General features: G+C 35.1%; 16 protein-coding genes and 3 tRNA genes. 8 read left to right on the top strand and 11 right to left on the bottom strand.

All coding sequences use genetic code 11. The annotated features are described in order from the left end of the window. Window positions 1-19 precede the first annotated feature (19 nt). Window positions 20-1027 (top strand): 2-hydroxyacid dehydrogenase, encoded by a 1008-nt coding sequence (locus tag BD809_RS07535; protein ID WP_148782364.1) that lies wholly within the window; start codon window positions 20-22, stop codon window positions 1025-1027. Window positions 1028-1030: 3 nt separating this feature from the next. Here BD809_RS07535 and BD809_RS07530 read toward each other — a convergent pair whose 3' ends face one another. The 6 genes from BD809_RS07530 to BD809_RS07505 all read right to left on the bottom strand — a co-directional run bounded on the left by BD809_RS07530 (window position 1031) and on the right by BD809_RS07505 (window position 6538). After that, window positions 1031-1444 (bottom strand): DUF6691 family protein, encoded by a 414-nt coding sequence (locus BD809_RS07530; RefSeq protein ID WP_148782363.1) that lies wholly within the window; start codon window positions 1442-1444, stop codon window positions 1031-1033. Window positions 1445-1448: 4 nt separating this feature from the next. After that, a complete protein-coding gene (locus BD809_RS07525) occupies window positions 1449-2006 on the bottom strand; it encodes a YeeE/YedE family protein (protein ID WP_148782362.1) in 558 nt (185 codons plus the stop codon). A 10-nt stretch (window positions 2007-2016) separates the two neighbouring features. Then, window positions 2017-2658, bottom strand: coding sequence for a class I SAM-dependent methyltransferase (locus tag BD809_RS07520; RefSeq protein WP_148782361.1), 642 nt, complete (start codon window positions 2656-2658; stop codon window positions 2017-2019). 5 nt (window positions 2659-2663) lie between these two features. After that, complete coding sequence (locus tag BD809_RS07515) at window positions 2664-4079, bottom strand: MBL fold metallo-hydrolase (RefSeq protein WP_148782360.1); 1416 nt, start codon at window positions 4077-4079, stop codon at window positions 2664-2666. A 186-nt stretch (window positions 4080-4265) separates the two neighbouring features. Next, window positions 4266-5687 carry a cardiolipin synthase gene (gene cls, locus BD809_RS07510; RefSeq protein WP_148782359.1) on the bottom strand — a complete coding sequence of 474 codons (1422 nt, stop codon included), beginning with the start codon at window positions 5685-5687 and terminating at the stop codon, window positions 4266-4268. Window positions 5688-5692: 5 nt separating this feature from the next. Beyond that, window positions 5693-6538 (bottom strand): universal stress protein, encoded by an 846-nt coding sequence (locus BD809_RS07505; RefSeq protein ID WP_148782358.1) that lies wholly within the window; start codon window positions 6536-6538, stop codon window positions 5693-5695. A 339-nt stretch (window positions 6539-6877) separates the two neighbouring features. Here BD809_RS07505 and BD809_RS07500 point away from each other — a divergent pair, with 339 nt between their 5' ends. Together BD809_RS07500 and BD809_RS07495 are read left to right on the top strand one after the other, a co-directional pair. Continuing rightward, window positions 6878-7474, top strand: coding sequence for a hypothetical protein (locus BD809_RS07500; protein ID WP_148782357.1), 597 nt, complete (start codon window positions 6878-6880; stop codon window positions 7472-7474). A 2-nt stretch (window positions 7475-7476) separates the two neighbouring features. Continuing rightward, window positions 7477-7725: a hypothetical protein gene (locus BD809_RS07495; protein ID WP_148782356.1), complete on the top strand. Its 249-nt coding sequence runs from the start codon at window positions 7477-7479 to the stop codon at window positions 7723-7725. A 3-nt stretch (window positions 7726-7728) separates the two neighbouring features. Here BD809_RS07495 and BD809_RS15580 read toward each other — a convergent pair whose 3' ends face one another. Further along, window positions 7729-7902 (bottom strand): hypothetical protein, encoded by a 174-nt coding sequence (locus BD809_RS15580; RefSeq protein ID WP_170251806.1) that lies wholly within the window; start codon window positions 7900-7902, stop codon window positions 7729-7731. Between the two features lie 317 nt (window positions 7903-8219). Between BD809_RS15580 and BD809_RS07490 the strand changes: the two genes are divergently transcribed. The 3 genes from BD809_RS07490 (at window position 8220) to BD809_RS07480 (ending at window position 9821) form a co-directional block, all read left to right on the top strand. Continuing rightward, the gene (locus BD809_RS07490) at window positions 8220-8441 is read left to right on the top strand and encodes a hypothetical protein (RefSeq protein WP_148782355.1); all 222 of its coding nucleotides are present in this window, start codon (window positions 8220-8222) and stop codon (window positions 8439-8441) included. Between the two features lie 98 nt (window positions 8442-8539). Beyond that, complete coding sequence (locus BD809_RS07485) at window positions 8540-8971, top strand: hypothetical protein (RefSeq protein ID WP_148782354.1); 432 nt, start codon at window positions 8540-8542, stop codon at window positions 8969-8971. 253 nt (window positions 8972-9224) lie between these two features. Further along, window positions 9225-9821 carry a fasciclin domain-containing protein gene (locus BD809_RS07480; protein ID WP_148782353.1) on the top strand — a complete coding sequence of 199 codons (597 nt, stop codon included), beginning with the start codon at window positions 9225-9227 and terminating at the stop codon, window positions 9819-9821. Between the two features lie 141 nt (window positions 9822-9962). Here the strand turns inward: BD809_RS07480 and BD809_RS07475 are convergent. The 3 genes from BD809_RS07475 to BD809_RS07465 form a co-directional block, all read right to left on the bottom strand. Continuing rightward, window positions 9963-10036 (bottom strand) — tRNA-Arg (locus BD809_RS07475). Between the two features lie 17 nt (window positions 10037-10053). Beyond that, a tRNA-Pro gene (locus BD809_RS07470) sits at window positions 10054-10128 on the bottom strand. A 25-nt stretch (window positions 10129-10153) separates the two neighbouring features. After that, window positions 10154-10237: transfer RNA gene (locus BD809_RS07465), tRNA-Ser, on the bottom strand. A gap of 405 nt (window positions 10238-10642) precedes the next feature. On the opposite strand from BD809_RS07465, the gene BD809_RS07460 reads away from it, so the two are divergent. Then, window positions 10643-12124 (top strand): hypothetical protein, encoded by a 1482-nt coding sequence (locus BD809_RS07460; RefSeq protein WP_148782352.1) that lies wholly within the window; start codon window positions 10643-10645, stop codon window positions 12122-12124. Window positions 12125-12231: 107 nt separating this feature from the next. On the opposite strand, the gene BD809_RS07455 is transcribed toward BD809_RS07460, so the two are convergent. Then, window positions 12232-13473, bottom strand: coding sequence for an NAD(P)/FAD-dependent oxidoreductase (locus BD809_RS07455; RefSeq protein ID WP_148782351.1), 1242 nt, complete (start codon window positions 13471-13473; stop codon window positions 12232-12234). Window positions 13474-13573: 100 nt separating this feature from the next. On the opposite strand from BD809_RS07455, the gene BD809_RS07450 reads away from it, so the two are divergent. After that, entirely contained in the window at window positions 13574-15103 is a 1530-nt protein-coding gene (locus BD809_RS07450; protein ID WP_148782350.1) for an HAL/PAL/TAL family ammonia-lyase, read from the top strand. The last annotated feature ends 25 nt before the right edge of the window (window positions 15104-15128 follow it).

Genomic DNA, 15128 nt, shown 5'->3' with positions numbered 1-15128 from the left:
TTAGCCAAAAAAATATACTATGAAAATCTTAATTTACAGTGCCAAGGATTTTGAGATACCTTATCTTGAAAAAGCAAACAATGACCATCATACTTTACATTATGTTCCGGAAAGACTTGCAGCCGATACGGCTATGATGGCGATTGGTTTTGATGGTATTTCAATCTTTTCTGCCGATGATGGTTCTGCTAAGGTTTTGGAGTTATTAAGAGATTTTGGTGTAAAATATATTGCATTACGATCAGCGGGCTATGATAATGTCAATATTAAAGCTGCTACAAAGTTGGGAATACGCATCAGCCATACCCCGGATTATTCACCAAATGCTATTGCAGAACATGCTATGGCATTGCTATTAGCACTGAATCGAAAATTAATAATTGCCAATAAAAATGTTGAAAAATATAACTTTTCCTTGAGTAATTTGGTGGGATTTGATTTGTTCCAAAAAAAGGTGGGCATTTTGGGTGTCGGAAGAATAGGGAAGGTCCTCGTTAAAATTTTATCAGGATTTGGATGCAAATTGATTGCAAACGATATAGTTGAAAATAAGGAATTGTCAAAACAATACGGAGTTTCATATACAGATCTGGATACTTTATGTACTGAGAGTGATATTATCATTATTAGTGTTCCGTTGACATCGGACACGCATCATTTAATTGATGCCTCATGTATTGCACTGATGAAGAAAAATGTGATGTTAATTAATATTGCCAGAGGAGCAGTGGTTAAGACTGCTGATATTATGGATGCATTAGATAAAAACCATATCGGATGGTATGGGTCAGATGTTTATGAACATGAACATGGCATCTTTTTTTATAATCATTCGCTCCATCCTCCAAAAGATACAATGTTGAAGAAGATGATAGCACATCCCAAGGTGTTATTAACGCCTCACCAGGCTTTTGCTACCGATGAGGCATTAATAAATATTGCTAGTACAACCATTAATGCATTTACATTTTGGGAAACTGAGCAATCTTTACCCTATGAACTAACATCAATTAAAGAAAAAGTATAATCATTAATGGGGAAGTTTATCTTTAAGAATTCCATATATGAATGTGCCAAATATAGACGCAAGTAGGACCACTAAAATTGGTAAATATCCGGCACCCGCTAATACAAAAATGGGACCGGGACATGCACCGGCTAATGCCCATCCCAAACCAAATAATACTCCTCCAAACATATAGCGACTAAAGCTTTTTGCCTTTGGCGGAATTGTGATGATTTCTCCGTACACAGACTTCACTTTAAAGCGTTTGATAATCTGAATGGCAATAACGCCAATTACTAAGGCTGAACCAATGATGCCATACATATGAAAAGATTTAAACTGAAACATCTCATAGATTCTAAACCAAGAGGCAGCCTCTGATTTGAATAGGACAATTCCGAAAAAAATACCGATAATTAAATATAAAATAGATCTCATATGCTTAAAATAAAAATGGGAAGATAACGTGGATCATAAAAATGCCACCAATAAAAAAGCCTATCACCGCAATAAGCGAAGGCAACTGTAAATTACTTAGTCCTGAAATTGCGTGACCCGAAGTACATCCTCCGGCGTATCGTGCTCCAAAACCAACCAAAAAGCCACCTAAAATTAAGAGTGATAAATTTTTAATATCAGAAAAGACTGTTGTCGAATAGAGCAATTCGGGTAAATATGCCTCACCTGCACTAGTAAATCCTTTTTGATTAAGATCTGTTATTACATCCGGATTAATAGCAACTGCTGTGGTCTCTGATAAAAGGTTTGCGCCGATAAAACCGCCAATAATTACACCTACAACCACAATAAGATTCCATCGCTGCGCTTTCCAGTCAAACTTAAAGAAGTCAGCAGCCTTATCTGCACCACATAGGGTACACATGGTTCGTAAATTTGATGACATCCCAAAGTTCTTACCGATCAATAATAAAACGATCATAACTAAGGCAATGAGAGGACCAGAAACATACCATGGCCAGGGTTGAAAAATAGCATTCATAAGTTAGTATTTATAAATTGTTAGTTGATTTCTTAAAATTGCAGAAAACGAAATTTTGTTTGGTGTTAAATGGAGTGTTATGATCAAAGAATGCACACGAAGTGGCCAGGAGATCAGGCGAAAAAGTGTTTTTTAAACTAGTATCAGAATACTGCTTGATTTCAATACCACTACATTTGGTAGGACCGGATTCAGAAAAAGTTCCTATGATTGCTTTGCCATCTTCTGTCAAGGTATGATTGAGTGTACTTTTGTATGCTTGCACATCATGTTCACTGGTTAAAAAATGAAATACTGCCCGATCATGCCAAAGATCATACTGTTGTGAAGTTTTAAAATTTGTAATATCTTCAACAATCCAGGTTATTTTTGACGCCAAAATACCTAATCGTTCCTTCGCCCGGTCAATTGCTTTATGCGAAATGTCAAGTACAGTGATGTTTTGGTAACCTAAACGCAATAAATGATCAACAAGTAAGCTATCACCGCCACCTACGTCTATTATTTTAGCCGACTTTGGGAGTTTAGCATCTATTATAAACTTCAAGCTTGTATCAGGGACCTTTTGATACCAACTCACCTCATTAAATGATTTGGAATTATAGATATTTTCCCAATGTTTCTCTCTGTCAAAATCCAACGTAGACTCCATAAGACTTATGAGGTTAAGGTTGAAGGACACACATATTCTGTGGTTTCTACACCCGCTTCTTTAATTGCATTAAAACCTCCGGCCACATCGATCAAATTGTGAATTCCACGACTCTTCAAAATAGAAGCGGCTATTACAGATCGGTACCCTCCCGCACAATGAACATAAAAGTTTTTGTTATCTGGAAACTCACTAAGATGCTCATTAATAACGTCTAAAGGAGTATTTGTAGCTTGCTCAACATGTTCAGCTGTAAATTCTCCATCCTTACGCACGTCAAAAACAGGTATTTCTTCTTCTTCCTTTATTGTTTTAAACTCTTCAGCCGAAATAGATGATATAGTGTCAAAATCTTTACCAGCTTTTTTCCAGGCTTCAAAACTTCCCTCAAGATAGCCTAAAGTATTATCAAATCCTACGCGAGATAGTCTTGTAATTGTTTCTTCAACTCTACCTTCTGGTGCTACCAACAATATCGGTTGCGCTACATCGGCGATTAAGGCTCCAACCCAAGGAGCAAACCCACCATCGATACCAATAAATATAGAGCGGGGGATATGTCCTTTGACGTATTCATCTTGATGACGTACATCTAATACAATTGCACCTGCCTCATTAGCCATGGCTTCAAAAGTGTCTGGATGGAGAGCAGTCGTACCTTTTTTGATAACCTGATCTATATCTGCGTAGCCTTCTCTGTTCATTTTTACATTTAAAGGAAAATATTGTGGTGGTGGTAGTAAACCATCAGTTACTTCTTTTACAAATTCTTCTTTTGTCATATCAGCACGTAGTGCATAATTCATTTTCTTTTGGTTACCCAACGTATCTACGGTCTCTTTCATCATGTTCTTCCCGCAGGCAGATCCGGCACCGTGTGCAGGATATACTATTACATCGTCGGCAAGCGGCATAATTTTATTGCGTAAACTGTCAAATAAAGTTTCGGCAAGTTGCTCCTGAGTCAAATGCGCGGCTTTTTGAGCGAGATCTGGTCTGCCTACATCTCCCAAAAATAATGTGTCTCCACTAAAAATTGCATGATCTTTCCCCTTTTCATCACGGAGTAAATAGGTCGTACTTTCCATGGTGTGACCAGGAGTATGAAGCGCTATTATTGTGATATTACCAAGTTTAAACTCTTGTCCATCCTCTGCAATAATGGCTTCAAAAGTAGGATTTGCGTTGAGGCCATAGATTATAGAAGCTCCGGTTTCTTTGGCCAGTGTTACATGTCCACTAACAAAGTCTGCATGAAAATGAGTTTCAAAAATATATTTTATTTTTGCTTTATCATTTTCAGCCTTTAGCATATAAGGTTTCACCTCACGCAAAGGGTCGATAATGGCTACTTCTCCTTGACTTTCTATATAGTAAGCACCTTGCGACAAACATCCGGTATAAATTTGTTCAATATTCATAAGTATATATTTTTGGGCACTCTAGACTGATAATTGGTCAAAGCACTTGAATTAAACTTGTTGTATTATGGCACAAAAATAGTATTTCTCTAAAGCATACACAGTAACTTTTGTTACAAAACATAAAATCTTGATTTCTCTTGATGAGAAACGCATATGAATTTTTTAGGTGGATGGTACTTTCGTTTAAAGGACAGGGCTAAACATTTTGGCAATTCCCTCGAGCATCTTCTCTTTATTCGATCTTTTTTCAAATTCACTATAATCAATAATAGCGCTCTTTTTACAATCCCTTAAAAAATCATCTTTCAAGCTAATTGCAAAATCATCATCATATATTAATGCATTGACCTCATAGTTTTGTTCAAAACTTCGGATATCCATATTTGTGGTACCTATAGAAGCCACGGTATCATCGGCAACGATTATTTTGCTATGCAGGAAGTTATCAGGATACAGGTAAATTTTTACTTTGGCTACTAATAACTCCTCAAAGTACGAACGAACGCACCATCGCACTAATCGGCTATCTGACTTATCGGAGAGTAGTAATCTAACATCAACTCCGCTTAAAGCTGCAACTTTTAATGCGTCGAGAATCGCCTCGCCAGGTATGATATAAGGATTAGCGATATATACATAGCTCGAAGCTTCAGTAATCATAGAAAAATATAACTGTTGTGTCGCACTCTGTTCAGAATCTGGACCACTGTAAACAATTTGTCCTGTGGCCTTACCCACTGGTAAAGTTGGAGAAAAATAGGAGGGATGTAAAATATCATCTTTTTCTGATACAAATGACCAATCTGTGGCAAAAATAGCATGAATATTATTTACAATGGGACCTTTTAATTCGAGGTGAATATCATGCCAAATGCCGAGAAGCGAAACATTTTTTATGTATTTGTCAGATAAATTAATGCCTCCTGTAAATGCAATTTTATTGTCTACAACGATTATCTTTCTGTGATTTCGATAATTAATAGATGCAAGAAAACGACCAAATCGCACTGGTAAAAAACTATAAACTTCGACACCAATATCTTTTAATTGTTTAATATACTTTTTACTAAGAGACAAACTGCCAATAGCATCGTAGAGTATTCGTATTTGAACGCCTTCTTTAACTTTAATTTTAAAAATCTCAATAAAAATATCAGCAAGTTCACCATCTTCAAAAATATAATATTGAATGTGTATAAAGGATTTTGCACTTCGCAATGCCTCAAAAATAGCTTCAAAGGTAATTTTTCCATTTTTGAGATATCTGAAGGCATTTCCTGTAATTGGTAAAAAAGAGGTTGTATTAATAATTAACTGTATTAGCTTTTTATGCTCTTCGTACTCAAATAAAGAGACAGGTTGACAATGCTGAACAGATTTTTCTACAAATGCTTTAATCTTATCTGTGTGCTTATAGTGAATAAGTTTGTTCTTTCTTCGGTTTCTTCCTAAAATGAAATACAATAAAATTCCGCCTACCGGAATAGTGAAAATAGCAAGCATCCAAGCCAAAGTTTTTGCTGGTCTTAAACCATTCAAGATAAGCTGGATTACAATTAAACTAGCAATTAAAATGTAAACAGCGATAAGTATGTCATAAATCATAGTAATTAAACTTTCCCACGCTTTAAAACTAAGAGAGGGATTTTGGATCCATAACTAATCTTCGAAGTTTCGGATCCTTTAAAGAATCGCTCTAGTAAACTCTCATCATGTAATACCACAGCAGTGATATCAATATTCATAATTTGGACAAAGCTTTCAATAGCCAATGCGGTTGGAATGTTGATCATGGTATGAAAAGTATGTCTAACGTTGCTGAATTTTTCTTTCATGGCTATAATATCATTTTTTTCAGCCTCAGTAACTGTTTCGTCCTCCTTTATCTTGAGAATTTTGAGAGTACTTTTAAATTTTTCAAGGAGGTCGAGTAGAGGATTGGTACTAAGTGAATCAAAATTTTCAAAATAATCCAAAGCATAAAGGACAGTACGAGGCTTTGTGAAAGTAGTGTGCTGTGGAATAGCTAGAACAGTACAAGATACAGAACGAATTACTTTCACAGTATTACTGCCAAAAAGCACTTCTTTGGCATTGGTAGCGCCATTGGTACCCATAACTATCAAAGCTATTTTTTTCATTTTGACAGCTTGTTCAATAGCATCTGTGAAGGAATCATAATCAACTAACACCTCAAAAGAGAATTTTTTTGATGTGTATTGTTTTTCTAATCCATGACGTATGTTTTCTAACTTTTTCTTGGTCTCACCTAATATCGAAGTGTGAACGCTTGTTGTAGCTTGCGAAACCATAAGATCGTCGCTAGTATAATTAGAAGCTTTTTGAACGTGTAAAAGAATAAAATTACAAGACTCTCCCTGGTGTAATTGCAAGGCATAGTGTATTGCAGTTTCAGAATTTTCGGAAAAATCAGTGAGCAGCAGAATATTTTTCATGATACAGTTTTAATAGTTCAAATGTATTTGACACTAGATAAGTATACAATGATTAATATCATATGTTAGGCAGGATAGTAAAAAAAGGCTTCAAATGGAATTTTATATTTCGCTGTAATAACAAGTATTACGGTAAAAACTTTGTGGGTTTCCCGTATGCATTTAAGGGGCTAGCTGTCATATATTTGTATTATCTTAGTTTTTATGTTAAATTAAGATAAACTTCCATGATTGCTTGATATTTTTAAGACTAATCTTAAAAAACAAACATCATGAAAAAATTAATTACAGTATTCGCAGTAGGAGCCTTGTTTATCTCTTGTGAAAAATCAGAATTAAATGAAGAAACTTCAGAAATTAATGAGTACGAAATTTATCAAGTTGATAAGAACCGGGTTTCTCGACCAAAGGGCTAATTTTAATGAAAATAAAAGTGGCACTTTACAAGGGCTAATTGCTTCTTCGTTTATCATATTATCAGGAGCTATGTTATTTACAGATAAAATTTCCACTTTTGGAATAGAAGAGACCTTTGGTTTTTCTGATGTACAAACTATGTTGTGGGTTTTATGTCAAACTTTATCTCCGATGTTTTTATGCTTTGGGGCAATGTTGAAGCCTTATAAATTTGTATACTTCGTGCCACTTTATTTTTATTTTATTCAACTCTATTGGGTAATATATCCTGATGTCTACCATTTGGACGATGCTCTTTTACACGTGTACGCCTTTGGATTCTGTATTTTGGTTTTTGTTTTCTTGGTATTTACACTTTATTTAATAAAATTTTTAAATAAGGAAAAGAAAGTTCTAATTCAAAATATTAAAAAGCTAACGCGTCATATAGCAATTACTATTAAAGGGAAATACATCAAGGAGGAGGATGCCACAGAGTATACAATAGAAACTGTTAAAATAATTGATTCAATGGATTGAGGATGAAAAAGAAAATAGCCAAAAACAAACTTAAAGATAAAAGCAAATACTTAGATGAAGACGTCCTAAAAGCGCTGGAGCAAGATATTGATGCTCGTTTAGAAGATGAAATCAAATTACAGGAAGGATGCTTAAAGAAAAAAATAGATCAGCTTCAAAAGGTAAGCATTGATCTTGACACCGTAAAAAATATGCTGCTCACCCGGTATAACGCACGGATGGTTAAAAATAATTTTTTGCAAGCGGGTTAATCTTTATAAATCTTTAGCCTTTAATGCTTTTTCAAAAATTTCATCAATATCCATATTGAGGGTTTGCGTCATCTTCATATAATAAAAAGCTTTGAACCTTTCATCCTCCATCAAAGCATCCCAATGCTGAATGCACTTGTTTACTAATGCCTCGGTTTTTGTTTTATCAGTGTTCATATATCTAGTGGTTTTAAGCTAAAATAGTAATTTATTCTTCTTCGCGATAAAATTGTTTGCAAAAAGTATTTGCGAATTGGCGAAGTAAATTATTACTGTTCAAAATTATCGAATTTTGGATAAACTCAATAAATGTGAGTTTTTATTGGTTATGGCATTATTGTTGAATGTATACTAAGTGTTCAGCAATTAAAGTTTAGCTTTCCCGGTAGTAGTACTACCAAGGTTGGAATGAAAAATGAGTGAACAATGTTAATTTTGTTTAAACTTTGATTGTTCTAAGTGAACGATTTTGTATGTTTATTAAAAATTTTTGTGTGAGTTTAATAGAAAAAGCTTTAGAATTCGAAAGTCGAAGTATGAGCAATATGTCTACAAGTGATAGAGTGTCAGCTTCAAGAGAGGCCAAAGAGTTAATTTTGAGTCTCAATGACGTGTATAAGGAGAATAAAGATCCTGAGATTATGGATTTAATGAAACTCTTGACCGCCAAGAAAAAAAAGATAGAAAAACGCCTTAAAGGATCCAGCACAGTTTAGATGCGTAATGTTTTCTAATATAAGATCTTTAAGATCTTTAAGGTCTTTGATAAATAGTGCCCAACTCTTTTTAGTTGAGGCACTAAATGTTTATATAGATGTTAATATCAGCCAAACGTCTTAATGACAAAGAGCGAAAAATAATTAATAATAAAGTAGGTGCTCGTTTTAACTTGTTTAAACGAATGACCTCAGACTTAATAAAATCGCGTTCTTTTGTTGTTGAACAACTTAGCCCTAAAATAGGTACGCTACTTGGTGGGCAAGAACTAAAGGTTCAGGCTACTATTGAGCTTAGAACTAAAGGTATAATCATGACGCTTAAGTCTAGTACTGCCCAATGTATTTGGATAGTTCCGTATTATCAATTTTATTTGTATGATAGACAGGTGATAAGTATTCACGCACAAGGTCGTTTTGTTAATTTAACCAAGGACGATAAACTTGCTGAGAGTATGGACTTCTTTAAGAATTTGATATCCAAAAAAATTGAATACGACATCCTGCATCCACATATTGATTCCATTTAATTTTATTTTTGAATCATTCTTCCTTCTTCTTTCAAAACTTACCTATAAAAAGCTGTTGGTAAGGTGAATCGGTCTGACAAATTATTGTTAGCTGTCATATTGGCATAAATTAGTGAGTCTTTGCTCTTTTTTGCTTCAGTTTTTTAGAAATGTAAACTTCCTATTAATTCATAATCAATAATTTAACTAAAGTTTAAAAATTGATAGCTATAGAGAAGAACACTTTATATTTATCTTTATAAAAAAAAAGATTATGAAAAAGATAATGACAATATGTGCATTGAGTATATTTCTTTTTACTATAGCTTGCGCAAACAATACTAAGCAGAAAGAAACAGAGAAAGAGGAGATGGAGAAAGAGGAGACGAATGTAGTTTCAGAAGATCTGTCGACGCCTCTACAAGAAAAGTCTACAATTGTTTCCGTAGCTTCTTCAAACGATAAGTTTACAACTTTAGTGACGGCAGTAAAAGCGGCTGACTTGGTAGATACTCTTAACGGAGACGGACCTTTTACCGTTTTTGCACCGCTAAACTCAGCTTTTGATCAATTACCTGAAGGAACGGTAGATGGTCTCTTAAAGGCAGAAAATAAAGAGAAACTATCTCAGATACTAACATATCATGTGGTATCTGGTAGCATTAGTGCCGCTGACCTTATACAAGCTATTAATGATAACAACGGATCCTACATGGTAAATACAGTGCAAGGAGGTCAGTTAACAGCTACTATAAAAGATGGAAGCGTGATCCTTACCGATTCACAAGGAACCACGTCTAAAGTTGTCATGACAGATGTTGAAGCTTCTAATGGAGTGATACATGCCATTGACACTGTAGTGATGCCGTAAGAATAGAATTAATGACTTCTTATGTAAAACACCTCTTTAATAGGTGTTTTTTTTGTTTCACAGAATCTTAGTGTGGAATTGAAAACTCTAATAAGGTGTATGAAAACAAAAAAGTCTTACTATTTCTAGTAAGACTTTTTGTGAGCCCGATAGGATTCGAACCTATGACCGCCTCCTTAGAAGGGAGGTGCTCTATCCAGCTGAGCTACGAGCCCGTAACTACTTGTAAAAGTCGGGGTGGCAGGATTCGAACCTGCGACCTCCGCGTCCCAAACGCGGCGCGATAACCGGGCTACGCTACACCCCGAAACTGAAATAATCAAAAATTATTGCGGAGAGACAGGGATTCGAACCCTGGCAACACTTACGCGTTGACAGATTAGCAATCTGCTCCATTACCACTCTGGCACCTCTCCAATAATTGTTTGTAAAGAACGTCGCATTACTGTTTCAAATGCGGATGCAAATGTAGTTTTTATGAGAGTATGATGCAAGCCTTTTACTGCATTATTTTTGTGTTTATTTGAATTTTATTTTAAATAATTGAAAATCAGTTTTATTCAAGATAAAAAAATAATATCAATCACACTATTACTAATTGATTTAAAGTTCAGCATACTTCATCATATTCAATAAGTATTTTATATTTGTAGAACCTTAACCTAAGATGCTTATCTATGAATACTATGCAATATTGTCTAAAACCTAGATTTTTCTGTTTACTTATGTTTATTGTGACAAGCTGTATGTTTTCGCAAAAACCCATACTGTCTGAAGATTTTAATTTCAGCATGGGTGAAAAGTATAAGCGAATAAAAAACATGGGAACTTATTTTGTGGCTTCCGGTCAGCGTATGGTCGCCATCAAAAAGGGAAGAAAGGATATGACTATTCAGCGTTTTTCCTTACAAGACCTGAAAGAAGATGTCAAGAAGCGTCAGATTATTGAAGATAAGGGCGATTTTCAATCCGTTATGGAACTGGACGGTAAGGCAGTAGTTTTTTATACTATTAAGGATAAAGCTTATGCACAACAAATTTCTGTCACCGGGGTGGCAGCGCAGAAGCCGATACAATTAGTCACAGACAAAGAAAACATTGATCGAGATTTTGGTTTTGTAAGTACCTATGGATTTGATGCAGGCGGAAGAATCAATAAATTTGTGTTTAAAAAATCATTTGATGGCAGTAAGGTACTTGTTTTATTCAGAGTAGAAACCGGTGGTGAAAAAGCTGACAAGATTGGGGTTGCCATCTATAATGCTGATTTGTCACTTTTATGGAAACGCAAAATCACATTACCGTATCCGTCAGAGCATATGCTTAACGAAGATTTTGCTATTGATGATGATGGTAACTTTTATATGACTGCTTCAATTTTTATCTCATCATCATCTGATAAAGATAAATTGAAAAGTAACTTTAGAACAGAAGTATTTAAGATAGGAGAAGAGGATAAGGAGTTTACTAAAAGTAAAATTGATTTAGGCGTTAATTTAGTACAGGACGCTGTAATAACCAAAGACATTACCGGTTTGGTACGTGTATCCGGATTTTACAGTAATACGAGTTCACAGGACGAAATAAATGGTGTGTTTTCAGGACGTTTATCAGAAGAGGGAGTCTTTGGAAATATAATAAAGGCTGATTTTCCAAATGAAAAACTGGTAGAATTAGCTGCACAGCGAGAAACTCGTGTTAACGAAGGAACTCAAAAAGGTGATGATAAAAAAGATTTTGAAAATATAAAAGTAAATGACATCATTTTTAACCCTGACGGTAGTTTTGTTGTTTTAGGAGAACAACGGTATGTAACTTCACAAACTACCTCTAGTTCGTCTGGTTCGAGAACTACCTACAGATACTATTACAGAGATATTCTATCGTTTAAAGTTTCTGCTTCCTCACAGATGGTATGGATGCATAAACTGCCAAAGTATCAAATAGGGATCAGAGGTAAAGGTAGTATGTCTTATAAAAACTTTAAAACTAACGGAAAGCATTATTTGTTTTTTGTAGATGATTTTACCAACCTTAAAAGGTCTTTTGATGAATTTCCCCAAAAATACTATGATGATAAAAAGGAATTCCTATACTTGACCTCCTATGTGATTAATGACACAACAGGTGAGGTATTCAAAGAACCGATCTTAACCGGAAGTGATATACGAAACTCCAGACTAGAAAGCATGTTGCTTAGCAAAGCTCCATTATTAGCTAACGGAGATCTTATTATTGAAGTGTTTGATGGTAAAAAAAGTAATCTGTTGGTAAAAGTTGAGCGAGCTGATACTAAAAAGTAAAGATAAGTTTAGTTGTGCCTGAACTATATAAACTAAAAAAAACGGGAGCTTTTTAAGCCCCCGTTTTTTTTAGTTTATAATAACATTCTCAGTAGTATTCAATACTATTAATCCGTCATTTTTTCTTCCATCTCTATCAGCTTAGCTACATTACGGATAAGTCGACTGTGCTTTTTGACAAAAGGATTAGTTTCATCCCATACATAACCTGCTAATACTGCGCAAATTTGTTCTTTAATAACTTCGTTGCTATTTTTATGAAAAATGATTTTTTGCAAGTTACCGCTATACCACTCTTTAACATAGGTAGAGAAGACATCCACGCCTTTTTTCATATAGGTAACAAAATCTTCTTCCCAGTCTACCGCTTCGTTGTTTAGTTCTTTAATTACTAATTTTGCCGCCTTTAATCCCGATTCAGTAGCAAAAGAAACCCCAGATGAAAACACAGGATCCAAAAACTCTGCACTATTTCCGGTTAATACAAAGCCTTTGCCATATAGTTTGGTAACATTTTTAGCTATGTTCGCCACTTTGTAGGGTTCAAATAAGTAAGGTACATCTTTAAATTGTTCTTTATAATATATCGATGTTTCCATCATTTGTGATAAAACTTCACTATTTGAACCTTTAAATTTATTCATCCATTCCATGGGGCCTACAAAACCAATACTTGTATTTCCGTTAGAAAATGGAATATACCAGAACCATACTTCGGTCTCAATAATCTCAAAAGTTATCAATGTTCCTTCTGATCCTTCAGGACGATTTACATCCTTCACCTGAGTAAAAATCGAACCGTGTTCTGCGATTTTTGGTGTAGCTTCGAGACCTAATTGTCTGGCAATTACGCGTCCGAATCCACTGGAGTCAATGATATATTTTGCTGTAATTTCAGTCTCAGTTCCATCGGTATGTTGTACACGAGTTACTGAATACTCATCATGAAACTTGATATCTTTCACTTCAGTTTCAAAAGCTATCGGCACACCTTGTGCGGTTAATTCATCTGTAAGTGTTTTGTCAAAATGATCTCGGGGTACTTGCCATGTCCAGTCCCAACCTTCCCCATGTTTTTTGCTGAAATCAAAAGTTCCATGAGCTCCATCTTTTATAAAACGTGCTCCATATTTTTTTTGATATCCTTGTTTTGTCAGACAATCCAGCAATCCTGCTTCTTCAAAATTATCCATACAACGCGGAATTAAACTTTCTCCAACCTGATATCTCGGGAACTTACATTTTTCGACCACCTTGACATTGATGTTGTTTTTTTGAAGATAAGCTGCGCTAACACTTCCTGAGGGACCGGCACCAATTACAAGAACATCGACAATTTCTTTTTTCATGATTTTTTCAGCTACATTAAATACATTACATTTGGCATCGTAAAAATAGAGAGTAATCTCCAAATTTCTACGTTTTATCGAAAAAAATTACCAAATAACGATGTTAGAACCAAGTAAAAGATTAGAAATTAATGACTTTATAAAGGTCATTTTTGAAAACGAAAATGTAACGATACACGACGCTGTCCTCAATAGAGTGAAGGAAAGTCATGAATTTCTGTTGTCTTTTTCTGAAAATAAAGTTATTTACGGAGTGAATACAGGTTTTGGGCCAATGGCGCAATATAAAATTGATGATAAAGATAGAATCGAACTTCAATTTAATCTAATACGTAGTCACTCTTCCGGAACGGGTAAAGCCATGGAACCGGCTTACGTTAAAGCGCTGATGTTGGCTAGACTTAATACGTTGTCTTTAGGTAAGTCGGGAGTACATCATTCGGTTGTGGAGCGATTACAAGACCTGATTAATCATGATATTACACCATTAATTTTTGAACATGGTGGCGTTGGAGCTAGTGGTGATCTGGTTCAATTAGCACACTTAGCACTCGTCTTAATCGGTGAAGGAGAGGTTTTTTATAAAGGAGAAAGACGTGAGACCCAAGATGTTTTTAAAGAATTGGGGATTGACACGATTCAAATCAAAGTTAGAGAGGGACTTGCTCTAATGAATGGAACTTCTGCTATGACCGGGATAGGAATTGTGAATGTGATCAATGCGCAAAAATTATTGGATTGGTCGATCTGTTGTTCTTCGGCGATTAATGAAATAGTTGAAGCTTACGATGATCATTTATCAGTAGAGCTTAATCATAGCAAACTGCATATTGGACAGCAAGAGGTCGCTGAAAAAATGCGTGCGCATCTTGCAGATAGTAAATTGACTCGTGATCGAACAGAACATTTGTATTCGGGGCAAACCGAAGACTTATACTTCAAAGAAAAAGTACAGGAATACTATTCCCTACGTTGTGTACCGCAGATATTAGGTCCCGTTAGTGATACGATAAAACATGTAGGTCGAATTCTTATTGAAGAATTAAACTCAGCAAATGACAACCCAATTATAGATGTAAAGACAAAGCATGTATACCATGGGGGAAATTTTCACGGAGATTATGTTTCGTTGGAAATGGATAAACTAAAATTGGTTACCACCAAAATGTCTATGCTGGCAGAAAGACAGTTGAACTACCTGTTGAACTCTAAGCTTAACGATATTTTACCTCCATTTGTGAATCTGGGGAAACTTGGTTTCAATTTTGGTATGCAGGGTGTGCAATTTACAGCTGTCTCAACAACGGCTGAGAATCAAATGCTGTCAAACTCAATGTATGTGCACAGTATCCCAAACAATAACGATAATCAAGATATCGTGAGTATGGGGACTAATGCGGCCAATGTGACGAAAACTGTTATAGAAAACACCTATGAGGTGTTAGCTATCGAGGTCATGACTATAGTGCAAGCCTTAGAATTTTTAGACTTTGGTTCTAAATTGTCGTCAAAAACTAAGAAATTGGTAAAGGATATAAAAGAGATTGTGCCTCCTTTTACAAAAGATTATATTACGTATCCTTTTGTACAAAATGTAAAGGACTATTTGAAAAATAATCCTGCGATATAATTTTAGCTTCTATAAAAAGAATAAG

This window comes from Aquimarina intermedia (assembly GCF_008124785.1).
Classification (GTDB): Bacteria; Bacteroidota; Bacteroidia; order Flavobacteriales; family Flavobacteriaceae; genus Aquimarina; species Aquimarina intermedia.
This window is presented reverse-complemented; position numbering and strand designations above follow the sequence as displayed.

Excerpts from the sequence above, each read along its gene's own strand:
- BD809_RS07505 (WP_148782358.1), bottom strand. The coding sequence starts at position 6,538 with ATGAAAAATATTCTGCTGCTCACTGATTTTTCCGAAAATTCTGAAACT.
- BD809_RS07485 (WP_148782354.1), top strand. The coding sequence starts at position 8,540 with ATGTTAATATCAGCCAAACGTCTTAATGACAAAGAGCGAAAAATAATT.
- BD809_RS07450 (WP_148782350.1), top strand. The coding sequence starts at position 13,574 with ATGTTAGAACCAAGTAAAAGATTAGAAATTAATGACTTTATAAAGGTC.
- BD809_RS07495 (WP_148782356.1), top strand. The coding sequence starts at position 7,477 with ATGAAAAAGAAAATAGCCAAAAACAAACTTAAAGATAAAAGCAAATAC.
- BD809_RS07525 (WP_148782362.1), bottom strand. The coding sequence starts at position 2,006 with ATGAATGCTATTTTTCAACCCTGGCCATGGTATGTTTCTGGTCCTCTC.
- BD809_RS07515 (WP_148782360.1), bottom strand. The coding sequence starts at position 4,079 with ATGAATATTGAACAAATTTATACCGGATGTTTGTCGCAAGGTGCTTAC.
- BD809_RS07460 (WP_148782352.1), top strand. The coding sequence starts at position 10,643 with ATGGGAACTTATTTTGTGGCTTCCGGTCAGCGTATGGTCGCCATCAAA.
- cls (WP_148782359.1), bottom strand. The coding sequence starts at position 5,687 with ATGATTTATGACATACTTATCGCTGTTTACATTTTAATTGCTAGTTTA.
- BD809_RS07535 (WP_148782364.1), top strand. The coding sequence starts at position 20 with ATGAAAATCTTAATTTACAGTGCCAAGGATTTTGAGATACCTTATCTT.
- BD809_RS07500 (WP_148782357.1), top strand. The coding sequence starts at position 6,878 with ATGAAGAAACTTCAGAAATTAATGAGTACGAAATTTATCAAGTTGATA.
- BD809_RS07480 (WP_148782353.1), top strand. The coding sequence starts at position 9,225 with ATGAAAAAGATAATGACAATATGTGCATTGAGTATATTTCTTTTTACT.
- BD809_RS07530 (WP_148782363.1), bottom strand. The coding sequence starts at position 1,444 with ATGAGATCTATTTTATATTTAATTATCGGTATTTTTTTCGGAATTGTC.
- BD809_RS07455 (WP_148782351.1), bottom strand. The coding sequence starts at position 13,473 with ATGAAAAAAGAAATTGTCGATGTTCTTGTAATTGGTGCCGGTCCCTCA.
- BD809_RS15580 (WP_170251806.1), bottom strand. The coding sequence starts at position 7,902 with ATGAACACTGATAAAACAAAAACCGAGGCATTAGTAAACAAGTGCATT.
- BD809_RS07520 (WP_148782361.1), bottom strand. The coding sequence starts at position 2,658 with ATGGAGTCTACGTTGGATTTTGACAGAGAGAAACATTGGGAAAATATC.